Here is a 20,433-nt window from a genome sequence, read left to right as displayed (position 1 = left end):
AGCTGTCACTCCGCTTGGTTTGCTTGCGCAAATCCAAAAGTCGTTCCATTTCGATCACTCGCTCATGCAATCTACCTTATAAAAACACTTCACTTGTTTACACAAGATCAGCTTAAAGGAATGTTCTAATTCGCGTTTGTTTCGTTTCGATATCTAGTTTTCAAAGAACAAGCTCCATGCAAAAGCAAGCTGTTTGAGAGTTTGAGCTCTCAAAACCGAACAACGAGTGAGTGTTTTGCAGCTAAGCTGCATATTTGAATGTTTCCGTTGCAGGAAACGATTCTCCATAGAAAGGAGGTGATCCAGCCGCACCTTCCGATACGGCTACCTTGTTACGACTTCACCCCAATCATCTATCCCACCTTCGGCGGCTGGCTCCTTGCGGTTACCCCACCGACTTCGGGTGTTATAAACTCTCGTGGTGTGACGGGCGGTGTGTACAAGACCCGGGAACGTATTCACCGCGGCATGCTGATCCGCGATTACTAGCAATTCCGACTTCATGCAGGCGAGTTGCAGCCTGCAATCCGAACTGAGACCGGCTTTGTTGGGATTGGCTCCATCTCGCGATTTCGCAGCCCGTTGTACCGGCCATTGTAGTACGTGTGTAGCCCAGGTCATAAGGGGCATGATGATTTGACGTCATCCCCACCTTCCTCCGGTTTGTCACCGGCAGTCTATCTAGAGTGCCCACCCGAAGTGCTGGCAACTAAATATAAGGGTTGCGCTCGTTGCGGGACTTAACCCAACATCTCACGACACGAGCTGACGACAACCATGCACCACCTGTCTCCTCTGTCCCGAAGGAAAGATACATCTCTGCATCGATCAGAGGGATGTCAAGACCTGGTAAGGTTCTTCGCGTTGCTTCGAATTAAACCACATACTCCACTGCTTGTGCGGGTCCCCGTCAATTCCTTTGAGTTTCAGTCTTGCGACCGTACTCCCCAGGCGGAGTGCTTAATGTGTTAACTTCGGCACCAAGGGTATCGAAACCCCTAACACCTAGCACTCATCGTTTACGGCGTGGACTACCAGGGTATCTAATCCTGTTTGCTCCCCACGCTTTCGCGCCTCAGCGTCAGTTACAGCCCAGAGAGTCGCCTTCGCCACTGGTGTTCCTCCACATATCTACGCATTTCACCGCTACACGTGGAATTCCACTCTCCTCTTCTGCACTCAAGTCACCCAGTTTCCAGTGCGATCCGGGGTTGAGCCCCGGGATTAAACACCAGACTTAAATGACCGCCTGCGCGCGCTTTACGCCCAATAATTCCGGACAACGCTTGCCCCCTACGTATTACCGCGGCTGCTGGCACGTAGTTAGCCGGGGCTTTCTTCTCAGGTACCGTCACCTTGAGAGCAGTTACTCTCCCAAGCGTTCTTCCCTGGCAACAGAGCTTTACGATCCGAAAACCTTCATCACTCACGCGGCATTGCTCCGTCAGGCTTTCGCCCATTGCGGAAGATTCCCTACTGCTGCCTCCCGTAGGAGTCTGGGCCGTGTCTCAGTCCCAGTGTGGCCGATCACCCTCTCAGGTCGGCTACGCATCGTCGCCTTGGTGAGCCGTTACCTCACCAACTAGCTAATGCGCCGCAGGCCCATCCCCAAGTGACAGATTGCTCCGTCTTTCCAGTTTCCTTCAGGCGAAGAAAACAATTATTCGGTATTAGCTACCGTTTCCGGTAGTTGTCCCAAACTTGAGGGCAGGTTGCCTACGTGTTACTCACCCGTCCGCCGCTAACCATCCGAGAAGCAAGCTTCTCTTCAAGTCCGCTCGACTTGCATGTATTAGGCATGCCGCCAGCGTTCGTCCTGAGCCAGGATCAAACTCTCCAATAAAGTATTGAAAAGAGCGATAAGCTCATTTTGAATCTGACGAGATTAAAAATCTCATTTGTGCTCCAGTCGATCCAAGCCAAGGCTTGTCTCAAACTTTCGCGTTCATTCTGCAAGCAGAATGTTTACTCACTCGTTGTTCAGTTTTCAAAGATCAAACTTGTTTCGTTACCGAGCGTTTTTCTCCTCAGCAACTTTTATATCATAACACTTCCGAACCAACTTAGCAAGCTCTTTTTTTAAGTTTCTTTCGAAGCTTATTTGTTTTGCCTGCAACACTTTGTTTCTCGTGTTTTTTTGGCCGGAAATAGAATATATCATATACACAATACAATTACTACTTGTAAAATATCCCATCTGAAACTGATTATATAATCGATTCAGTCTCTTCATAATCTTTTTTTCCAATGGCAATATCCTCTTACTATACCCTATATACACTCAACGGTCTAATCTATCTCAATATAGGTTGTGAACAGACTCATTCAACATCATTACAATCGTTCTATAAATTAAGAAACATAATGCCTCTACTCAATAACGCTGCTATCTGTTATGTCGGTATCAAATCTAATAATTAAACTCCATAAGCTGTGGGCTTATATAGTTTGTGTTTTTCACTTTTTATACTATTAGTCTCTGAACCTGCCCATCACTATCGTGTCGTGATACTGTCCATCCGTGTGTCGCCGATCCTTTTTCAAAATACCTTCAATCTCGAAGCCACTCTTTTGGTATAACTCGATTGCCTTTTCATTGGATGCCAGCACGTTCAACGTCATCTTCTCTACACCAGGTCTGGTCTGCCCATTCTATCGACTTCTCCAACAAGTTCTTGCCAATCCCATGCCCCCAGAACTCTCGGGCTACACACACGCCGAACTCAACTTTATGGCAAAAGCGCTTCAGCTCTGTACCTTCACATCGGGAGTATCCCACAATCTCACCCGCTACTACAGCAACAAAGAACAGATTCCGTGACTTCTCAGTGTCCAAATGGATGATCCGCCTAAACCCGGCTGCGTCGATATACGCCTCGCCCTCTTCACGATCCATGTTCTCGGTTTCCCCATCGATTTGTACACGTAGTGAAGACAAGGCCTCAGCATCCTTTTCCTCTGCCGATCTAATGGAGTAAGATAAGCCTTTAATGTAATATTCCTGCTGATCGATCATCATAAGAACCATACCTCCTCTTCCACTTTATTTAATTACTATACCTGTATCGCTCTACCCACCTCAGACGGACTCTTGCCCGTAAGCATTTTGAACACCTGGCTAAAATACGTTGCATTACGGAACCCCGTCATCTCGCTCACCTCATATACCATGTAATGTCCCGACTGCAACAGTTCCAACGCCCTCTGAATCCGGTACCCGTTCAAATAACTCACGAAATTCTCACCGGTCACCCTTTTGAACAGTTGACTCAGATACTTCGGATGTACGAACAGCCCCTTGGCGATCGCTTCAAAACTAATCTCTTCGGCGTAATGAAGCTCTACATACTGTTTCACCTGCTCGATAAGTTTATTGCTTTTCTTCTCGCCCATCTCCTTACGTATCTGTTCCAGCCAGTCGCAGATAATACGATCCATCCAGTTTACCAGATCATGCAAAGCATATTTCGATTGAATTTCACGCAAAAAATCACTCATCGCCAGCGGCGGCGCTAACATAGGATGAAGTCGGTTCCAGCTATGCATCAACGTGTCAAACAGACTAACGGCCACAACCTGTACATCCTGTATCCCAACACATTTCCCCTCTTTCAGCAAAAGGCAAATATGATGCCATACCTCTTCGGCCAGGTCAGGTCGAATATCCGCCCAAGCCTCATTCCATTGACGAAGCAATAATGAATAATCGGTCACACTTGGTTCTGTTTCCTCTGATGTTTCATAGTGGTAGATACGACTTCCACCTTGGAACTCTGCTGTTTCCACCGCTTCCCTGCTCTCGAGATAGGAATCTATCACCTCACATGGGTGACTTTTGGATCTTCCGATTCCAGCACTCACTTCAATTTTCAGATACGTAAAGATCTGATCGATCATCCTCTCCACGAGTGGCAGGCATTCCTCCAGATGATCTTTATCTCCTAATAGAAGCAACACAAATACCTGATCCGAATAATCAACAATCTCTAACTGACCATTCATGCGCGCCGCTTGCTCCTTCACCGTCTCCTGAATAATATCGGCTGCACCATAACGGAGAAGCTGCCAATCCCGTTCTTTCATCCGTGTCAAAAATACGGGGCGATTCAGTTGCAGACTAATGGCGCGTGTCTGGGAGGACATGTGAATGCCTATATAGTCCATGCGTTCTTTGGGCAGCTCGTCTGCCCGATATCGCGTAGTCAGCAGTTCGTGAAGAAATTGTTTGCGCAAATACGGAAGTACCCGTCCGACCTCCTGCTTGTATGTCCGCTCCAGCCGCTCATGCCGCTCTCGCACATCTTGTTCCAGTAACACCTCCCGCAGCACAGACTCAATCTCCTCAACCTCTGCCGGCTTCAGCAAAAAGTGATTCACCCCCCAGCGCATGGCTGCCCGGGCGTTCTCGAATTCGTCATATCCACTAAGAATGATGATCGGCAAGTGGGGATGATCACGTCGCAACGTCTGTGTGATCTCAAGCCCGGTCATCCCCGGCAGGTAGACGTCAGTCATAACGACATCTGGATGCATGCGGCGAAACAGCTCCAGCGCATCCAAGCCATTGGAAGCAGTGCCTGCAATGCTGAGGCCCAGAGAAGGCCAATCGATATGATCCGTTAATGCCTTTACAATATGAGGATCGTCATCAACAAGCATAATGGTCTTCATCATTTTTCACCGTCCAGCCATAGATTTAATTGCTCGTCGGTCTCAATACGCGGCAGCGTAATGGTCACTTCCACGCCACCTGACTCTCTATCGCTCAGTTGAACGCCATACCTCTTCCCGCAATAAAGCTGAATGCGCTGATGTACATTCCGCACACCGATGCCACACGTCTCTTCGAGTTTCCACCCCTCCGGCAAACCCCGCCCATTATCCGTGATACGAATGACGATATCCTGATGCGGGGCTTCCACTTCGTGCATATGCACCTGAATTCGAAGTGTGCCTTCTTCAGGGTGCCCGTGCATAACGGCATTTTCGATAAAGGGCTGCAAAATGATCTTGGGAATGTAACAACCGCGAATATGCGGATCGATCCGCTCCTGATATTGAATGGAGAACGGTAGCCGCTCTGACTGGATGTTAACGTAGCAACGGGCATGTTCCAACTCATCACGAACCCGTATAAACAGTCTCCCTCCACTCAGTCCGATCCGTAACAGCTTACTGAGCTGTACAATCATGCGACTGATATCCTTGGCTTCGTAATCAAGTGCGCGCCAGTGGATCATGTCGAGGGTATTGTATAAAAAATGGGGTTTGATCTGGGCCTCAAGCAATCCCGTCTGGGCTTCACGCTTGGCCCGGCTCTCATCCTTCACCTGTTCCATCAGCGTTGTGAGCTGTGAAGCCATGTGATTAAAGCCATAAGCCAAGTGGGCATATTCCTCCGTAAACGAAAGTTGGACCCGGGTATCGAAGTCCCCTTTCTCCAGTTGTCTCATTCTCTTGATTAATTGTCGCAAAGGTCGGATGATCTGCCTTACAAACAGGTACGCCAGCACAGCCGAGCATAATAGTCCCAGCACGGCGATGCCGAGGATCTGCCAGCCTGCTTGTCTGAGCGGAGATAACAGTGTATATACCGGAATAGTCTGTACGAGGCGCCACTGAAGCATCGCTGGCCTGGAGTACAGCACCAATTGAGCACCTCCGGGTTGGCCGGAAACTACTTCGTACCCGTCTGCACCATGCTGGACATGTTCCTGAATCCATGCACTATCTATAATAGAAGAAGATGAATTTACAGCTTCACCCGTTTCCTGTACTTTACTCGCTTCATTTCTTCGATCCGCTCGTTCCTTCTCCCCTGTTGGATCAACTCTCCCCATCTGCATTACGACATTACCAGCCGTATCCACCAACAGAACTTTTCCATCAAGCACCATGGGTACATCGGCAAACCTGCGTACGATGTCGGCTCTACTCAGTCGAATGAGTACATAGGCAACCGTCCCGCCACGACTGTCGAAAATCCGTTGGGCGTATCCGACCAGGGATTGGCCTGATTCGTTCTCACGCAGCGGAACCCAAGCCGCATCAGCCTTTTCCAGCGTAGCAAACCAAGAGTCGTGTTCGATGGTGTCCACCGGAAATATGCGATCAGCCATAGTCACTGTCACTTCATTAAAGGCATCCGTATACAGTTCGATGGAAGTGATGCCTTCACTCACGACCATGGTATGATCCAGAATTCGAGAGACCTCTCTCCGCTGGTGAATCTGTGCAAGCCTGCCCGTATCAGCCGTTTCGAGCAGACTGGACAGTTCCCGATTGCTTGCCAAGGCATAAGCGGTTCCAGTTACCCCTGTGATAAAATCAAATCCCCGACGTGTGCTTTCGTTCAGAAGAGCCAGGCGTGCTTTGCTAATCTCGGCAAAGGTGACTGCTGAGAAAGACTGATATGCCAGCCACACCACAACTGAGACGAGCAGGAGGTTAAACGCAATAAAGCAAGTCACCATCAACGTGGAGAGCTTGCTTTGTTGCAGCTTTTGATTAATGAATAAAGACCATCTTCCTTTCCTCATGGAAAAATCAACTCGTTTCGTCTTGGAATTACCCTTTGAGCCCAGAGGTCGCGATTCCTTCCACGAAGTACTTTTGACACACGATAAATACGATAAAACATGGCACCAGCGACAATACCGACATCGCAAACATCGGACCCCAATCGGATTGAGAGCTGGAATCAAGGAACAGGCGTAGACCCAGCGGCACGGTATATTTGCTCACGTCACTCAGGTAGATCAACTGACTGAAGAAGTCGTCCCATGTCCACAAAAACGTAAAGATCATCGTAGTGACCAGTGCCGGAAAAGCAAGTGGGATGATGATTTTGGTGTATATTTTCACAGGACCGCATCCATCAATGGTAGCCGCCTCATCCAGCTCTTTGGGCAGTCCCCGGAAGAACTGTACCATGAGAAAAATGAAGAAGGCGTCGGTCGCCAGCCATTTTGGCACCACAAGCGGCAGATACGTATTCACCCACTCCAGGTGGTTGAAGAGAATATACTGCGGGATCAGCGTCACATGATGGGGCAGCATGATCGTCATAAGCATCAGTCCGAAGCAGATGGCTTTGAAACGAAAATTTAGTCGGGCGAAGGCATATGCCGCCATAGAGCAGGAGATGACATTGCCCAGTACGGCGCCAAGCGACAGGATGACAGAGTTGGTCAGAAAGCGGGAGAACGGATTGCCCTGAATACCGGACCAGCCATTCATGTAATTTTGCCAATTCCATTCCTGTGGCCAGAACCAGGTCTCTGTAAAGATCATATGTCCTGGTTTGAATGAGCTGCCCAGCATCCAGAGGATCGGGTAGAGCATGACAAAGGCGATGCCTGAGATCAACACATGTTTGCTGACGACCCATGCTGTAGAGTTCCGTTGTCCAATCATGATTTCCCACCATCCTCATAGTGCACCCACAGCTTGCTACTGCGGAATACGAGCAATGTAAATACGCCAATCAGGATGACCAGCACCCAGGCCATCGCAGAAGCATAGCCCATCTGAAAGAATGAAAATCCTTTTTTGTACAGATACAGAGAATACATTAGGGTTGAGTTCACTGGCCCTCCGCTACCATTACTGATAACAAAAGCCTGCGTGAACGATTGAAAGGACGTAATCAGCTGCATGACAAGATTGAAGAAGATAACGGGTGACAGAATCGGCAACGTTATATAGAAGAATCTCCGCAGAGGACCTGCACCATCTACCGCTGAGGCTTCATCATACTCGGGTGGAATCTGCTTCAGGCCTGCCAGGAAAATAATCATCGACGATCCGAACTGCCACACGGATAACAGCACGATGGAGTACAGAGCATATTTCGGATTCGCTACCCAATCGGGCGCCTTAATGCCCACCATGGCAAGCACACTATTGAGTAGCCCGTCCCCACCCAGCATTTTACGCCACAACATTGCAATCGCCACGCTACCTCCAAGCAATGTCGGGATGTAATACACCGTACGGTAAATACCGAGTCCTCGAATCCCTTTGTTCAGCAACATCGCTACAAGCAGCGCGAAAATCAATTTGACCGGTACGGATACAGCGACATACGTGAAGGTGACTTTGAGCGACTGGGTGAACAGTTTATCCGATGTAAACATCGTGGTGTAGTTATCCAGACCGACCCAGGAAGGGGCGGCCAAGATACTGTAATCGGTGAACGAGATGTATAACGATACCAACATTGGACCTAGGGTAAGGAATAACAATCCGACAAGCCATGGGGCGAGAAATAGAAGCGCGGCTCCATTATGCGCATATCTCCGTTTTACCCGCCGTGTAGTTACACGCTCGATTCGGGCTTGACTGACCTGTGATGTCGTCATCTTCGCAACCTCCCCGCAGAATTAGAAGTGTGAGACAGTTTCAATCATTATTGACTCGATCCAAGCGTAGCCTTGGCTCCTTCAATAAACTGGGCAATGACATCTGGAGTATCGCCTTGACCGAAGGCGATCTGCTCGCTTGCGCTCTTGAAACTTGTGTCCACTTCAGCAAATCCTTGCGGGTATGGCGGGTCAATCTCGCTGGAGTTCTTCGATACAGTATCGATAAATTGGAAAATGGTTTGCTCCGCTTCCGGCAGCGTAGGCTGCATCTGTTCACGAATGCTGGAATTGACCGGCACCCCACGTTCAGAACCAAGAATAGCGGTTGCTTCTGGATCATTGACCATGAAATCAATAAACATGGCAACTTCCTTTGGATGTTTGGTTTTACCATAACCGGAGAGGAACTGGCCTGGTTTCAGATATTCACCGATTTGCTTTTCACCTACACCATGCGGAAGCACTTGTATGCCAAGCTTATGATCCTGGTTTTTGTTCACCTGCTGGAATGTCAGCAATTGATTGGACCATGCAAAGTCCATGGCGGCTGTGCCCAGTGAGATCGGTCGTGTCTCCAGCGCATTGGTTGTGGATGCCGTTATCTCCGCTGTAGTAACTCCACCATTCTCGCGTAGTGCGCTCCACATATCGAACCATTGTTGAAGCTCCTCGCTGGTAGCTGTCATTGTGCCACCATCAAACAATCCTTTCCCGGATTGCCGAATAAACACTTCAAACATGTTCGTTGTACCGGAAATGTCTGCCGATCCATAGAACCCCTCACCTTTGGCTGTGGCGATCTTGGTTGCAATATCCCCAAAATCCTTCCATGTCCAGCTCTCTTGTGGTTCTTCTATACCTAATTCCTGAAATACGGTGGCGTCATAGATGACACCTGGTGCGTTAACTCCGAGGGTAATCGCATATAATTTATCGTCAATCGAACCGGCTGTAATCATGCTCTGATCATGCTCCTCTGTCCGCAGCTCTTTGCTCTCTGCAAACGGAGTCAGGTCAAGCAAGGCCCCACGCCGGGCAAAGTCAGTCAAAAAGGCGTAATCCATCTGGATGATATCTGGTGCATTTGAACCGGCTACCTGTGTAGTCAACTTGTCAAAGTAACCGTCCCAACCGGAATATTCAGGTTTAATGGTGATTCCCGGATGTTTCTCTTCAAACAATCGGATCACTTTGGTCGTCAGATCATGTCTGGTCTGTGATCCCCACCAGGTCATGCGCAGTTCAATCTTGCCTGATGAATCTCCTTCACTTCCACTTGCTTCCCCAGAAGAAGAAGATGTATCGGTGGCCCCTCCAGAACAGGCTGTAGCGAACAATAACAGGGACAGACAGAACAGGGTTACCCACTTTTTTGTAATCATCATAAATGAATTTCCTCCCCTTTTTGCATTTATGGAATCGCTTACAAAACCTATTGTATCGGTCTATTACTGTACATGACATAAACAAAAGTAAGCTTTCCTGTCAAAAAAGTAAGGAGTTACAGGAATCAAAAACCACCAGGAATGATATTCCCGGCGGTGATGATCCCGTCTCAAATATGATTACGGATATACAACCGTATTACGTGGAGCAGAAGACTGTTGTATAGAAACGATAGTATGAAAATCAGACCTCGGCGGTCTGTCAGGAATGTGAGACGGCAGGTGAAGACACCCTGTGTTCAGCCAGATGTTTCTTCATTTTTGCTACTTCAGTTCCTGCCAGCATCATAATGCCTATTCCGTGATTGTCATTGGTAACGGTACGCAAGTCCTGATCATAATACTCTGCCGTAAACGCATATCTCGAACCGCTGCACACGCCATGGACATTCCCTTGACGATCAATCGCTTTGCAGATAAGTCCCTTCCAAGCCCGCTCGGCAGCTGTGACGTAAACTTCCGGGTCTTTGAACCAGCCAAAGCGTACACCTCTCGCAAAACCATAGGCAAACATCGCCGTGCAGGAGGCTTCTTCATACGTCTGCGGAACATTCAACACCTGATGCCACAACCCGCTTTCCCCTTGAAGCGCTGCGTACCCCTCACACAGCTCATTGAAGAAATCTATTAAGGCTGGGCGCTCGGGATGCTCTGTTGGCAAAGCTTCCAATACCTCTGTCAAGGAAAACAGTGTCCAGCCATTTCCCCGTCCCCATGGAATCTGCGTTGCCTGTCCGTATTTGAAATCATACACATGTGACATGATCTTGAACTCAGGCATAAACAGATACTTCCGATACAGTGAAAATTGTCTGGCGGCTTCATCCAATGCGGCTGAGTTGCCTGTCACCCGTGCATAACGAACGAGAAACGGCGTGCTCATATAGAGGTCATCTGCCCACATGGTATTCTCGGCATACTCCCCTACACATGTGCGATAAAATGCACCATCCTCCTGCCGTTCCAGGCGGGAAAGCATGAAATCTGCAATCCGTTCAGCAATCGGAAGAAACGTTGGTTCATGACACTCTGAATACGCTTCTAGCATGGCCGAACCAAAAGAACCACAGTTATCCAGCATTTTCAGCATGACCAATTGTTGATTGACTGCCGGGAAACCATACTGCTCCCGATCCCATAAGGAGTATTCATACATCTGGGTACATGCCTGCACATGCTCAGCCGCATAACGTGTAATGTCCGGTCTTTGCAAATAACGCCCCGTCCGTAATAGACCATATACAGTGACACCCAATGGATAATCCCAGCGACCATAATTGGTCACACTGCCCACTGTCCATTTGTTGCTTAACATCGCGTTCTCATAATAAGGTCTGATCCAAGCATCCGGTCGATCTAAGCGCCAATACGTCTGTTCTAGACCCGTTTGATACACTCGGTCCGTTCGAGTCAGATCCGCCAAGTCCGGTTCAACCTCCGACTCAAAAGGTCCAACATATAACCAAGACTCTCCATTAGCTCCGTGCACACGCTGAGGAAGTTCCAGTGAGAGCGGCTTACCCGACACGGTTGCGTTCAAATTAAAATGCCAAGGTCCAGCCGTATCGTCATATTCACTTCGGACAAGCAGGTTACTCCGCCCAAAAGAAGCTGGTACATCCACCTCGAACGGGCCCGCTTCCTTCACTTGCGCCACAGGCTTGCCGCTAATCCATATACTTAGAGAACCGGAAGATTGACCTGACAATCGCACTGCATTCCCGGTTGAATCGTTATTGTTCAGATGGGTCCAAGCATAAGCATGCTTACCAGCAAGATTTCCGAATATTCGCTCGAAAGCTGGCTTGGTTTTATCTTCATCAGACCAGCCTGTCTCAGGTAGCCAGTTCAAGCTGACGTCTGATTCTTTTCCAAGCAGGTCCGGTTGTTTACTCGTGGCTGGGTTCGGTTGGGAGAACACCCACCCCGCTTGCCCCTGTCTCTTCTGAAATGGAGCATATACATTCAAAATGCGCACTTTTCCTTCATCTGACCCAAATTGGCAGCCAAATCCGGCAGGGGTGTTTTTCATCTCCAGCCAAATGGTGTTCCAACCAGGCTTGATATCGATGCTGAGCTTCACCGTTGCGTCTGGACTAATCTCATCCATTACGGTAGAGCGATAGACCAACTGCTCATTGAAATAGAAACGAACAGGCCCATAACAGCGGACCAACACGTCCAGATTCCGGTCCTCGTCCCCCCAAACCAATGCAGCTGCGTAGGATATATGGTCTTTAGGTGCATCAGGAAAGCGTTTACCTAAATTCAGATCATAAAGCCCTTTTTCATTTTGCAAAATACCAGACTTCTGGAATACCCGATATACAAAATCAGCCTGCGCATTGGCTCCAATATACCTCTCGGCCAGTACCTTCAACACCTGATCCTGATCTTCTCCAAATCGGTAATACATGCTCTGCGGTTCACTGAAATAGGTCGTCATCGATGGCACACATCCTTCTTCTGTTGAAATAAAGTCTTATATCATAGCATTCATACCGTCCACACTAGAGCACTAAACTAATATGCAGTAATAAAGTATAGCGCTTAACCTAGATGGGTAATCCCCTTACCGGGAAATAGGTATGTCCCTTGGTTATCTTCTGAATAGCCGAATAATAATCCCAGTATAACTGACATGTTCAGTGGTGGCTACAGATTTTTGATTACGCTTACAAAAAATCAGAAGATTTGGTTTTTCCTTCGCCAATTACACCTTCATTGGGACATTAATTCAAAAAAACGGAAAATGTTACCGATATAGAAACTATATATGTTGAACTAACCATTTACACAGAAACGTAGAGGACAGAAAAAAACTGAAAAAGCGAAGCGTTCGCCTTTATCACCGGATTTTTCCCTTGAGAAAAGGGAATCAAAAAAATCTGGGGATAACAGCGATTGGAAGGTTATTCTGTCATCGGAGTGTACGTGTGAATATATCTTTAGTTCAACTTATATAGATTGAAAAATTCCACTTTTTGTATCGGGAAGGAAAGATGCACATTGAATACTCTTGAATCTCTGGTAAATGCTATGCCTTTTGTTAGCCAAATGTTCCGTGACGACATATCCATATCCATTAATGATCATGAGAAAGTATTGTATTTTTCCGAAGCAAAAAGTCTGGAGATTGGCGTGAAGGTTGGAGATGAGCTGCATGACGATTATAAAAATTTCAAAATGCTCACCAACAAGGATACGCGTACCGTGGCACGTATGCCTGGTGATCTGCAAGGCAGACCCTTCGACTCCATCCTTATTCCCATTAAGGAAAACGATCAGGTCGTGGGTATATTGGGTGTGAACTACGCACTGGACAGTCACATGACACTGGAAACGCTGATCCGTGAAAATGAAACGACCATTAATGCGCTCGTCGGCGGCATTCAGCAGATTGCGGCACATTCCGAAGAACTCTCCGCGACATCGGAAGAGATTCTACGCAACTCCAAAAAAGCTTCAGAGAACTCCGTCAGTGTGTCTAAAGTAACAAACGTCATTCGTGAAGTATCGGAACAAACCAATCTGCTTGGACTCAACGCCATGATAGAGGCAGCTCGTGTGGGCGATCAGGGAGCCGGCTTCGGTGTAGTTGCCAGTGAAGTACGCAAGCTGTCGGATCATACGAAACAAGCAGCAGCTGATATCGAAACATCCCTCGGTAGTGTACAAGATTCCATGAAACATATGGAGCAGGAGATCGGTCAGATTACAACTGCAACAGTGGATCAGGCCAAACTTGTTACCGAGTTCATGGAAAGTATCGAACAGCTTAGTGAGACAAGCGCGAATCTGAAAAAGTTTGTACATCAGATGCTGGCGCTCGAATAATAATACAGTTCCACAACAGAAAGAACAAACGATATGAAATGTACATAGAAAATGATTTAGAATGTGAAAAGCCTCCGCTGACTTCCCTTTGCAGGAAGTCAGCGGAGGCTTTGTTTCGTATTTGCGGTGATATCACCTTTATGGTTTATGGTCAAATGGCTGTTATATCTCTACAGCTACGCCAAAATGGTCAGACACGACCGGTCCGTTTTTACCGTTCAAGACCACGGTAGAAGATTTAGCCTGAATCGGACGATTGGAGAAAATATAGTCGATCCGCAGATCGCGTTTGTTATCTGCCCAGCCGGCAATGGCCTTCACCACGGTTGCTCCTTCATCCTTTTGCAATGCTGTGGTGTACAGGTCATTCCATCCTTTGCTCATCATATAATCGTAACCTTCATCACGCACTTCCGCGACATTATTAAAATCACCCATTATATATAACGGCTGATCCATGTAGGGGGCAAGCTTGCTCTCCGTCAACTCCCACTGTCCCTTGAAAGGTTCCTGCGCATCATCCCACCAGTTATAATGTCCGTTCACAAACCAGGTTGCTTCACCTTGGACGACCGTCTGGATTCCCACAATCTTGCGTGTACGGTAATTGTTATAATCCCGCATGTGGGACACGTATTCCCCAAAAGCCTGTGTAATCGGCGTCCGGCTAAGGATCGCCAGTCCTTCATCGTATTTTTGGAACCCGACATGCGCGGGAATCCACGTCCAGTGATATTGCTCTGTCAGCTGCTGAAGCAGAACGTAGGCATAGTTGTCTTTTTTAATCACAGCATCGGATTCAGTAGCATAATACATCTTCAGTTCTTCTTCAGAAAGCGCCGCTTCCTGCATGGATTGGTTGACCTCCTGCATGGAGATCACATCAAATTGATGTGTATTAATAAAATCAGCCAGTTGACTGATCTTGTTCAGTTGATCCTCTTCCGCCCAAGCGTGTGTGTTTAACGTAAGTATTTTCATATGCTCTCTCCTGTTGTGTGTAATATGGCCGTTTCCCCGGCCTGCATCGTTCCTGATAGGAATACATACCATAAGCATACACAATATGGTGCATTCTTGCATGTCGGCCTCCAGCAGAACCGACGTGTTCATCCTGATTCCAGTTGGTCTAAAATAACTTCAAATTCTTCATAACCCATGCACGGATTGGCTCATAACTGATATGATGGATACAACAAATTTACAACATCACGTCATAGACGTGGTGATTACTGAACCTATGTTTACCCCAGGAGATGGAATGATGAACATACCCAATAACATGAGGATGGATGATGCGCAGTGGCAACAATTAATTCGGGAAGTTGCAGAGCATTTTAACAACCTGACGATCATGCGCGGATTCCAATATTATAAACAAAAACGTGTCGGACCATTAACCTATTCAGAACAACAAGGGATTTCGGCCGTTGTACAAGGATCGGAAGAGTACGAAGTAACATTGAGCATGCAATCCCTTACTACAAGTCATTGTACCTGCCCGGTGAGTTCCGTATGCAAACATATGACGGCTGTCTTGATGAGTTATGCCGAGCAACTGGAGCGACCTGTGCATGCGATTGTGAATGCGCACTCCAGTACTGCGCTCAAACAAACGACCAAACCTGTCGGGGCCATGTCCGCAGGACTATCCAGCTATACAGATGCCGATGAACAACAGGATATGGACTTTCCCGACAACCAATACAGCCAGATCAAGGAGCGTGCAACAGAGCTTGCCGATCTCGAAATCTCGGAATGGCATGAGTTATTCCACTCCTGTCTGAGACGGCTGGGTACCGGCACAGCAAGCACATCCTACGTACAGGAAGCAACGGACGAGCTGTATGCCATTAAGCCAAGGCTGAACGCTGCGATGGACCAGCTTTTTGAACTACATGTGCAGCTGCACCTCATCCGATTCTGCGTGCCTCCGGCCCGTAACTCCATCACGCATACCCCCGTGTACTTGAGCTACCCTGCCCAGCTCGCGGTGGATGCACTTCAGAAAGACATTGAACGGATCTTTAACCATCCACTAGACCTGTCGGGTCTAAAGGGAAACAAGCTTGAACAACTTTGGAACAGACTGTCTGAAACCTCGGCTTATTTACGCAAACAGATGATGCCTGAGACAGCCAGCATGATGTTCTTCACTCCGATCTATCGACAACTGTGGTTGAACTGGATTGTGCCTGAACTTCAGGGGTCGCGGGACATGTTAGCGTCGGAACAGGTTATCTTAAATGATATAGAGCACAATATAACCCTATCTTCGCCACCTTCCCAGTCAGGTGGAAGTGTCTTGAGTATTGCTCAGAGTAATGGAAGTAGTAGTGAAAGATCAAGCAAAGCAGTGACACTGCCTTTACCACTCGTACTCGCGCAGAGCTGGATGCACTTCCATCTGGGGCAGGATGATCAGGCATGGCAGCGACTCATCCATGGAAGTTCGGCCTACGGTTTCCCGCCAGAACAACTGTTGCATTTTCTCCATGTACTCGCAGATTCGGCTGAATGGAAAAGGCTTGGGGATTGGTTGGTACAACTTGGCCCCCTTCTGGCGAATCGGCGTAATACACCTCTGAATGATTACATGCATCTGTGGGATACGGCCATTCAACATCTGCCCGATGCAGAGAACCGCATGTGGGACACGCTTGTCAGTATGCTTCCCCACTCCCGTCCCGCCTACGAGGATGCCATGCATTCGCGTGGACAGTGGCGCAGATGGATTGATTTTCAGCTGAGTACGGGAACAGAACCTCTCGAATTCCGCGTAGCGATGCTGCAACCGATCGAAAAAGATGCACCTGAGCTGCTGCTTCCCTTCTATCATCAGGCAGTGGAGCGTTATATCGGACACAAAAACAGGGACGGATACAAAGCAGCGGTGAAACTGCTGAAACGTCTGTCCAAAATCTATAAAAAGTTGAAGCAAGAAGCGCACTGGGAGCAATTCATCACTACACTCGCCGTTCGTAACAGTCGGCTGCGCGCCCTGCAGGAAGAGCTTCGGAAAGGTAAACTGATCTCATGAGCTTAATTCATCCTTACACTGAAACGATTGAGGTTCACGTCGCTTTAACCGGATATGGCGATGCATTGTTTTACGGAGCACTCAACACACACCACTTTGTACCGGGACAGTCGCTTAAGCAGCGATTGTTCGCTTGGCATGCGCCTTCCTTCTACGGGACCGAACTGGAAGTTCGGCAGATTGAGGAGATTGAGCTGGTTGTTCTGCCTGCGGAAGAAGTGATTCCCTTTTTTGCCGAGATGCATACACTGCTTCATATTGAATGGAAGTGGGACGAACAAGCGGAACATCTGATTCGACTAGCTCCAGCACTGGCATCCTCCATAGAGAAACGAAAATACGTACCTAGCTTCGAGGCATACCGTGCAGGACAGCTTCAGTGGACCTGGGACCCGGATAGCTTGAAAAAGCAGGATCGGGCATCGCTTACCAAAGCGGTTCAGCAAACGGACGAGAGTTATGCCGAAGGACTTGGGGCGGCCTATTCCGCCTTTGTATTCCAGCGCTGGTACAGTTCGGAAGAAGCTGCAACGGATCTGCGGCGTGAATTCCCGCAGTTGTTCCCAGAGCGCGGCACTCTACCCAAGACAGCCGGGATGGATGCTCAGTCCTGGCTCGTATCCATTGGCTGGAAAGCAGATGCCGCACCATTCAGACCCATGCTGCAATTGCAGGAGCCGGACGAGGATGAGCCATCTTGGCGGCTGCGATTGGTGTTGCAGAACAAGCTGGATGCCGCTGTATTGGTGCCCGTCATGCTGGATTCACGGGGCAGACTTGAAGGCGAATGGCCAGAGGTATGGACACCGTTCATTCTGGATCGCTCCGCCGGATGGCTGGATCAGTTGCGTGCACATCTGCCGCGTCTTGGAAGCTCCATTAGCGGCAGGCGGGATGTGCTGAGTGATCCTTTGGGAGATCAGGAAGCCTGGCAGTTCCTGACGCAGGATAGCGGGCGGTTACTCGCAGCGGGCTGGCAAGTTCTGCTGCCTGGTTGGTGGGAAGCAGCCCGTAAGAAGAAACCAAAGCTGCGTGCTAAGGTGCAGCCGGAGGAAGGCAGTGAACGGGGACAGTCATTCTTTGGACTGGACTCGATTATTCATTTTGACTGGCGAATTGCGATTGGTGACACCGATCTCAGCGAAGATGAGTTCGCCGACCTTGTTGCCCGTAATGAACGACTGGTTCGCTTCCGTGGAGAATGGGTTCCTCTCGACCCCGATCTGCTGGAACAGATACGTCGTGCCATGGGCGGTGTAGATCGGGAACAGGGACTCTCATTCCAGGATATTCTGCACCTGCATCTGCTACACAATGAGCAACGGGAATATCGCAACCAGAAATGGAAGGAAGGACAACAAACCGAGGAAGAGCAGCAACCACAGGATGATCAGAACATTCGGCTGGAAGTAGAACTGAATGAGCACCTGAACCGGGTTATTGCACAACTCGGGGGCGGACAAGGCGGCGCACCTTCCCTGCCCATTCCGACAGGGCTTCATGCCGAGCTGCGATCGTATCAGAAGGAAGGTTTTGCATGGCTTGGTTTCCTGCGCAGATTCGGACTTGGGGCATGTCTTGCCGATGATATGGGTCTCGGGAAAACCATTCAGTTCATCACGTATCTGTTACACATCAAGGATCATGAACCACGTAAGCCGGGACAAGCCCCGGTTCTTCTGATCTGCCCAACCTCCGTACTGGGCAACTGGCAAAAGGAAATTAGCCGCTTCGCACCCTCCATTAATGTCAGTCTGCATTATGGCGCACGCCGATTAAGTGGAGAAGAATTCCGGGATCAGACCGAGCAGGTGGATATTATTATCACGTCCTTTGCTACGGCTACACTGGATCAGGAGATGTTACAAACCTATACGTGGTCATGCATCTGTCTCGATGAAGCACAGAATATCAAGAATGCTCAGACCAAACAGTCGCTGGCTGTCCGCAGCTTCCCTGCGAAACACCGCATTGCCATGACAGGTACGCCGATCGAGAATAGGTTGTCCGAGCTGTGGTCGATCTATGACTTTATCAATCCAGGATATCTGGGCAACGCCCGGGCATTCCAGACTCGCTTCATCAGTGCCATTGAAAAAGATAAAGATGAGCAGCGCATGCAGGATCTACAGCAATTGGTGAAACCATTCATGCTACGCCGTAAGAAAAAAGATCCCAATATCCAGCTTGATCTGCCGGACAAAAACGAGATGAAAACCTATATTCACCTTACGGGCGAACAAAGTGCATTGTATGACCAGTCCGTACAGGCCCTGATGGATAAAATGAAAGAGCTGGAAGGCATCAAGCGCAAAGGTGCCATTCTATCGGCGTTAACCCAGCTCAAGCAACTGTGTGACCACCCTCTGCTGTTGACCAAAGAGGCTTTGCCTGAGGAACTGCCTGAAGACGGCGCATTAACATCTGCTTATGACTTGTACAGTCCGCAAGATATGGCGATGCTGATTAGTCGCTCCGCAAAACTGGAACGACTGATGGAACTTGTCCGGGAATTGCGGGACGAAGGCGAGCGATGCCTTATTTTCACCCAATACATCGGTATGGGACAGATGCTGCAACAGGTACTGCGTCAGGAGTTGCAGGAGCCTGTGCTGTATCTGCACGGGGGTACCTCCAAAACGGCAAGGGATCGTATGATTGAGGAATTCCAATCCCGTACATTGCCTGAGGATAAGCAACCGTCCGTCTTCATTCTGTCCATCAAGGCAGGCGGCGTGGGATTGAATCTGACGGCTGCCAATCATGTCTTTCATTTTGACCGCTGGTGGAACCCTGCTGTTGAGAATCAAGCCACCGACAGAGCTTATCGGATGGGTCAGACCAAAGATGTTCAGGTGCATAAGTTCATCTCTCTTGGCACATTAGAGGAGCGGATCGACGAGATGTTGGAGAGCAAACAGCAGCTCAGTGATAACATCATCACAAGCTCTGAGAACTGGATTACCGAATTGTCGACGGACGAGTTGCAGGATCTGTTCACTCGGCGTCGTGACTGGTCGGGCTAACTGGGATTAGATGATATATATCATAAAAAAGAGAAACACAAAAAGAGCGAAGTTTCGGAATTTGAATTCCGACTTCGCTCTTTTTGTATTGTTGTAGCAGTTAATCATCCGTTCTTAACGCATGTTACCGATGATGGATGATCTTGAATCCTGCATTTTTTTGACAAAGTTTGTCATGACATCAAACGCTTCATTGCGCTTGTTGGACATGGACTGCAGACGAAGCATGTCCATCTGTTGGGAATTGCCCGCTGCATCAATTTGGCCTTTCAGCTTTTGAACAGCTGCTTCATCCCCGTTTTGCTGGGCTATCTGCAATTGAGAGTTCAAATCCGCGATCTGTTGATTACGGTTCTGTACTTCCTGGATTTGTGTTTGCAATTGCGCATCCAGCAATTTGGCGCGTTCGCTCTGAACCATCATCAAAGCCGTTTCGATATCCATACTGCTAATGTTGATAGGTGTTACGCCAGAGATGTTGGAGACTGAAACTGTGCTCGCTGAAGCTGAAGAGACGATGGATACTGCAGCAACAGCAGCAACCACTGTTGAAGCGAAAAATTTGCCTGAACGTTTCATGAATGTTCCTCCAAGTATATATGTAATTTGTACCAGTTTTTTGTTGGCATCTTCCGCCATTCTAAATCAAAAGAACTAGTTGTACAATCAAATTAACTTCAAATTTGAATTAATTTCGTTTCCCCTTACACACGTCTACC

At 48.4% G+C, this 20,433-nt stretch carries 11 protein-coding genes, 1 rRNA gene and 1 pseudogene; 3 read left to right on the top strand and 10 right to left on the bottom strand.

What is annotated here, in order from left to right; translation table 11 throughout:
- Positions 1–290: 290 nt before the first annotated feature.
- The 8 genes and pseudogenes from MHH92_RS01395 to MHH92_RS01360 form a co-directional block, all read right to left on the bottom strand.
- Positions 291–1,843, bottom strand: a 16S ribosomal RNA gene (locus tag MHH92_RS01395).
- A 629-nt stretch (positions 1,844–2,472) separates the two neighbouring features.
- A pseudogene (locus MHH92_RS01390) lies at positions 2,473–3,019 on the bottom strand (GNAT family N-acetyltransferase).
- Positions 3,020–3,054: 35 nt separating this feature from the next.
- Entirely contained in the window at positions 3,055–4,674 is a 1,620-nt protein-coding gene (locus MHH92_RS01385) for a response regulator (RefSeq protein ID WP_253504997.1), read from the bottom strand.
- The gene (locus tag MHH92_RS01380) at positions 4,671–6,539 is read right to left on the bottom strand and encodes a cache domain-containing sensor histidine kinase (protein WP_253504994.1); all 1,869 of its coding nucleotides are present in this window, start codon (positions 6,537–6,539) and stop codon (positions 4,671–4,673) included. Before MHH92_RS01380 ends, MHH92_RS01385 begins: the two co-directional genes overlap by 4 nt.
- Before the next feature lie 28 nt (positions 6,540–6,567).
- A complete protein-coding gene (locus MHH92_RS01375; protein WP_036616400.1) occupies positions 6,568–7,416 on the bottom strand; it encodes a carbohydrate ABC transporter permease in 849 nt (282 codons plus the stop codon).
- Positions 7,413–8,363 (bottom strand): carbohydrate ABC transporter permease, encoded by a 951-nt coding sequence (locus MHH92_RS01370; protein WP_036616398.1) that lies wholly within the window; start codon positions 8,361–8,363, stop codon positions 7,413–7,415. Before MHH92_RS01370 ends, MHH92_RS01375 begins: the two co-directional genes overlap by 4 nt.
- Positions 8,364–8,410: 47 nt before the next feature.
- On the bottom strand, positions 8,411–9,751 hold the full coding sequence (locus tag MHH92_RS01365; protein ID WP_253504991.1) for an ABC transporter substrate-binding protein: 1,341 nt from the start codon (positions 9,749–9,751) through the stop codon (positions 8,411–8,413).
- Positions 9,752–10,013: 262 nt separating this feature from the next.
- Positions 10,014–12,257 (bottom strand): glycoside hydrolase family 88/105 protein, encoded by a 2,244-nt coding sequence (locus MHH92_RS01360; RefSeq protein WP_253504987.1) that lies wholly within the window; start codon positions 12,255–12,257, stop codon positions 10,014–10,016.
- Positions 12,258–12,820: 563 nt separating this feature from the next.
- Between MHH92_RS01360 and MHH92_RS01355 the strand changes: the two genes are divergently transcribed.
- Positions 12,821–13,648: a methyl-accepting chemotaxis protein gene (locus tag MHH92_RS01355; RefSeq protein ID WP_133387228.1), complete on the top strand. Its 828-nt coding sequence runs from the start codon at positions 12,821–12,823 to the stop codon at positions 13,646–13,648.
- 162 nt (positions 13,649–13,810) lie between these two features.
- Here the strand turns inward: MHH92_RS01355 and MHH92_RS01350 are convergent, their stop codons facing one another.
- Entirely contained in the window at positions 13,811–14,629 is an 819-nt protein-coding gene (locus tag MHH92_RS01350) for an endonuclease/exonuclease/phosphatase family protein (protein ID WP_133387229.1), read from the bottom strand.
- Positions 14,630–14,909: 280 nt separating this feature from the next.
- On the opposite strand from MHH92_RS01350, the gene MHH92_RS01345 reads away from it, so the two are divergent.
- Positions 14,910–16,688, top strand: coding sequence for an SWIM zinc finger family protein (locus MHH92_RS01345; RefSeq protein WP_289390877.1), 1,779 nt, complete (start codon positions 14,910–14,912; stop codon positions 16,686–16,688).
- Positions 16,689–16,693: 5 nt separating this feature from the next.
- A complete protein-coding gene (locus MHH92_RS01340; protein ID WP_340907608.1) occupies positions 16,694–19,714 on the top strand; it encodes a DEAD/DEAH box helicase in 3,021 nt (1,006 codons plus the stop codon).
- Positions 19,715–19,828: 114 nt separating this feature from the next.
- Here the strand turns inward: MHH92_RS01340 and MHH92_RS01335 are convergent, their stop codons facing one another.
- Entirely contained in the window at positions 19,829–20,293 is a 465-nt protein-coding gene (locus tag MHH92_RS01335) for a hypothetical protein (protein WP_340901627.1), read from the bottom strand.
- Between the last annotated feature and the right edge of the window lie 140 nt (positions 20,294–20,433).

The organism is Paenibacillus sp. FSL M7-1414 (genome assembly GCF_038003195.1).
Lineage (GTDB): Bacteria > Bacillota > Bacilli > Paenibacillales > Paenibacillaceae > Paenibacillus > Paenibacillus amylolyticus.
Note: the sequence above shows the minus strand (reverse complement) of the source record. Positions and strands in the feature narration are given on the sequence as shown.

What these genes read in the sequence shown, in the direction of transcription:
- MHH92_RS01385 (WP_253504997.1), bottom strand. Translation starts at nt 4,674, where the DNA reads ATGATGAAGACCATTATGCTTGTTGATGACGATCCTCATATTGTAAAG.
- MHH92_RS01380 (WP_253504994.1), bottom strand. Translation starts at nt 6,539, where the DNA reads ATGAGGAAAGGAAGATGGTCTTTATTCATTAATCAAAAGCTGCAACAA.
- MHH92_RS01375 (WP_036616400.1), bottom strand. Translation starts at nt 7,416, where the DNA reads ATGATTGGACAACGGAACTCTACAGCATGGGTCGTCAGCAAACATGTG.
- MHH92_RS01370 (WP_036616398.1), bottom strand. Translation starts at nt 8,363, where the DNA reads ATGACGACATCACAGGTCAGTCAAGCCCGAATCGAGCGTGTAACTACA.
- MHH92_RS01365 (WP_253504991.1), bottom strand. Translation starts at nt 9,751, where the DNA reads ATGATGATTACAAAAAAGTGGGTAACCCTGTTCTGTCTGTCCCTGTTA.
- MHH92_RS01360 (WP_253504987.1), bottom strand. Translation starts at nt 12,257, where the DNA reads ATGACGACCTATTTCAGTGAACCGCAGAGCATGTATTACCGATTTGGA.
- MHH92_RS01350 (WP_133387229.1), bottom strand. Translation starts at nt 14,629, where the DNA reads ATGAAAATACTTACGTTAAACACACACGCTTGGGCGGAAGAGGATCAA.
- MHH92_RS01345 (WP_289390877.1), top strand. Translation starts at nt 14,910, where the DNA reads ATGATGAACATACCCAATAACATGAGGATGGATGATGCGCAGTGGCAA.
- MHH92_RS01335 (WP_340901627.1), bottom strand. Translation starts at nt 20,293, where the DNA reads ATGAAACGTTCAGGCAAATTTTTCGCTTCAACAGTGGTTGCTGCTGTT.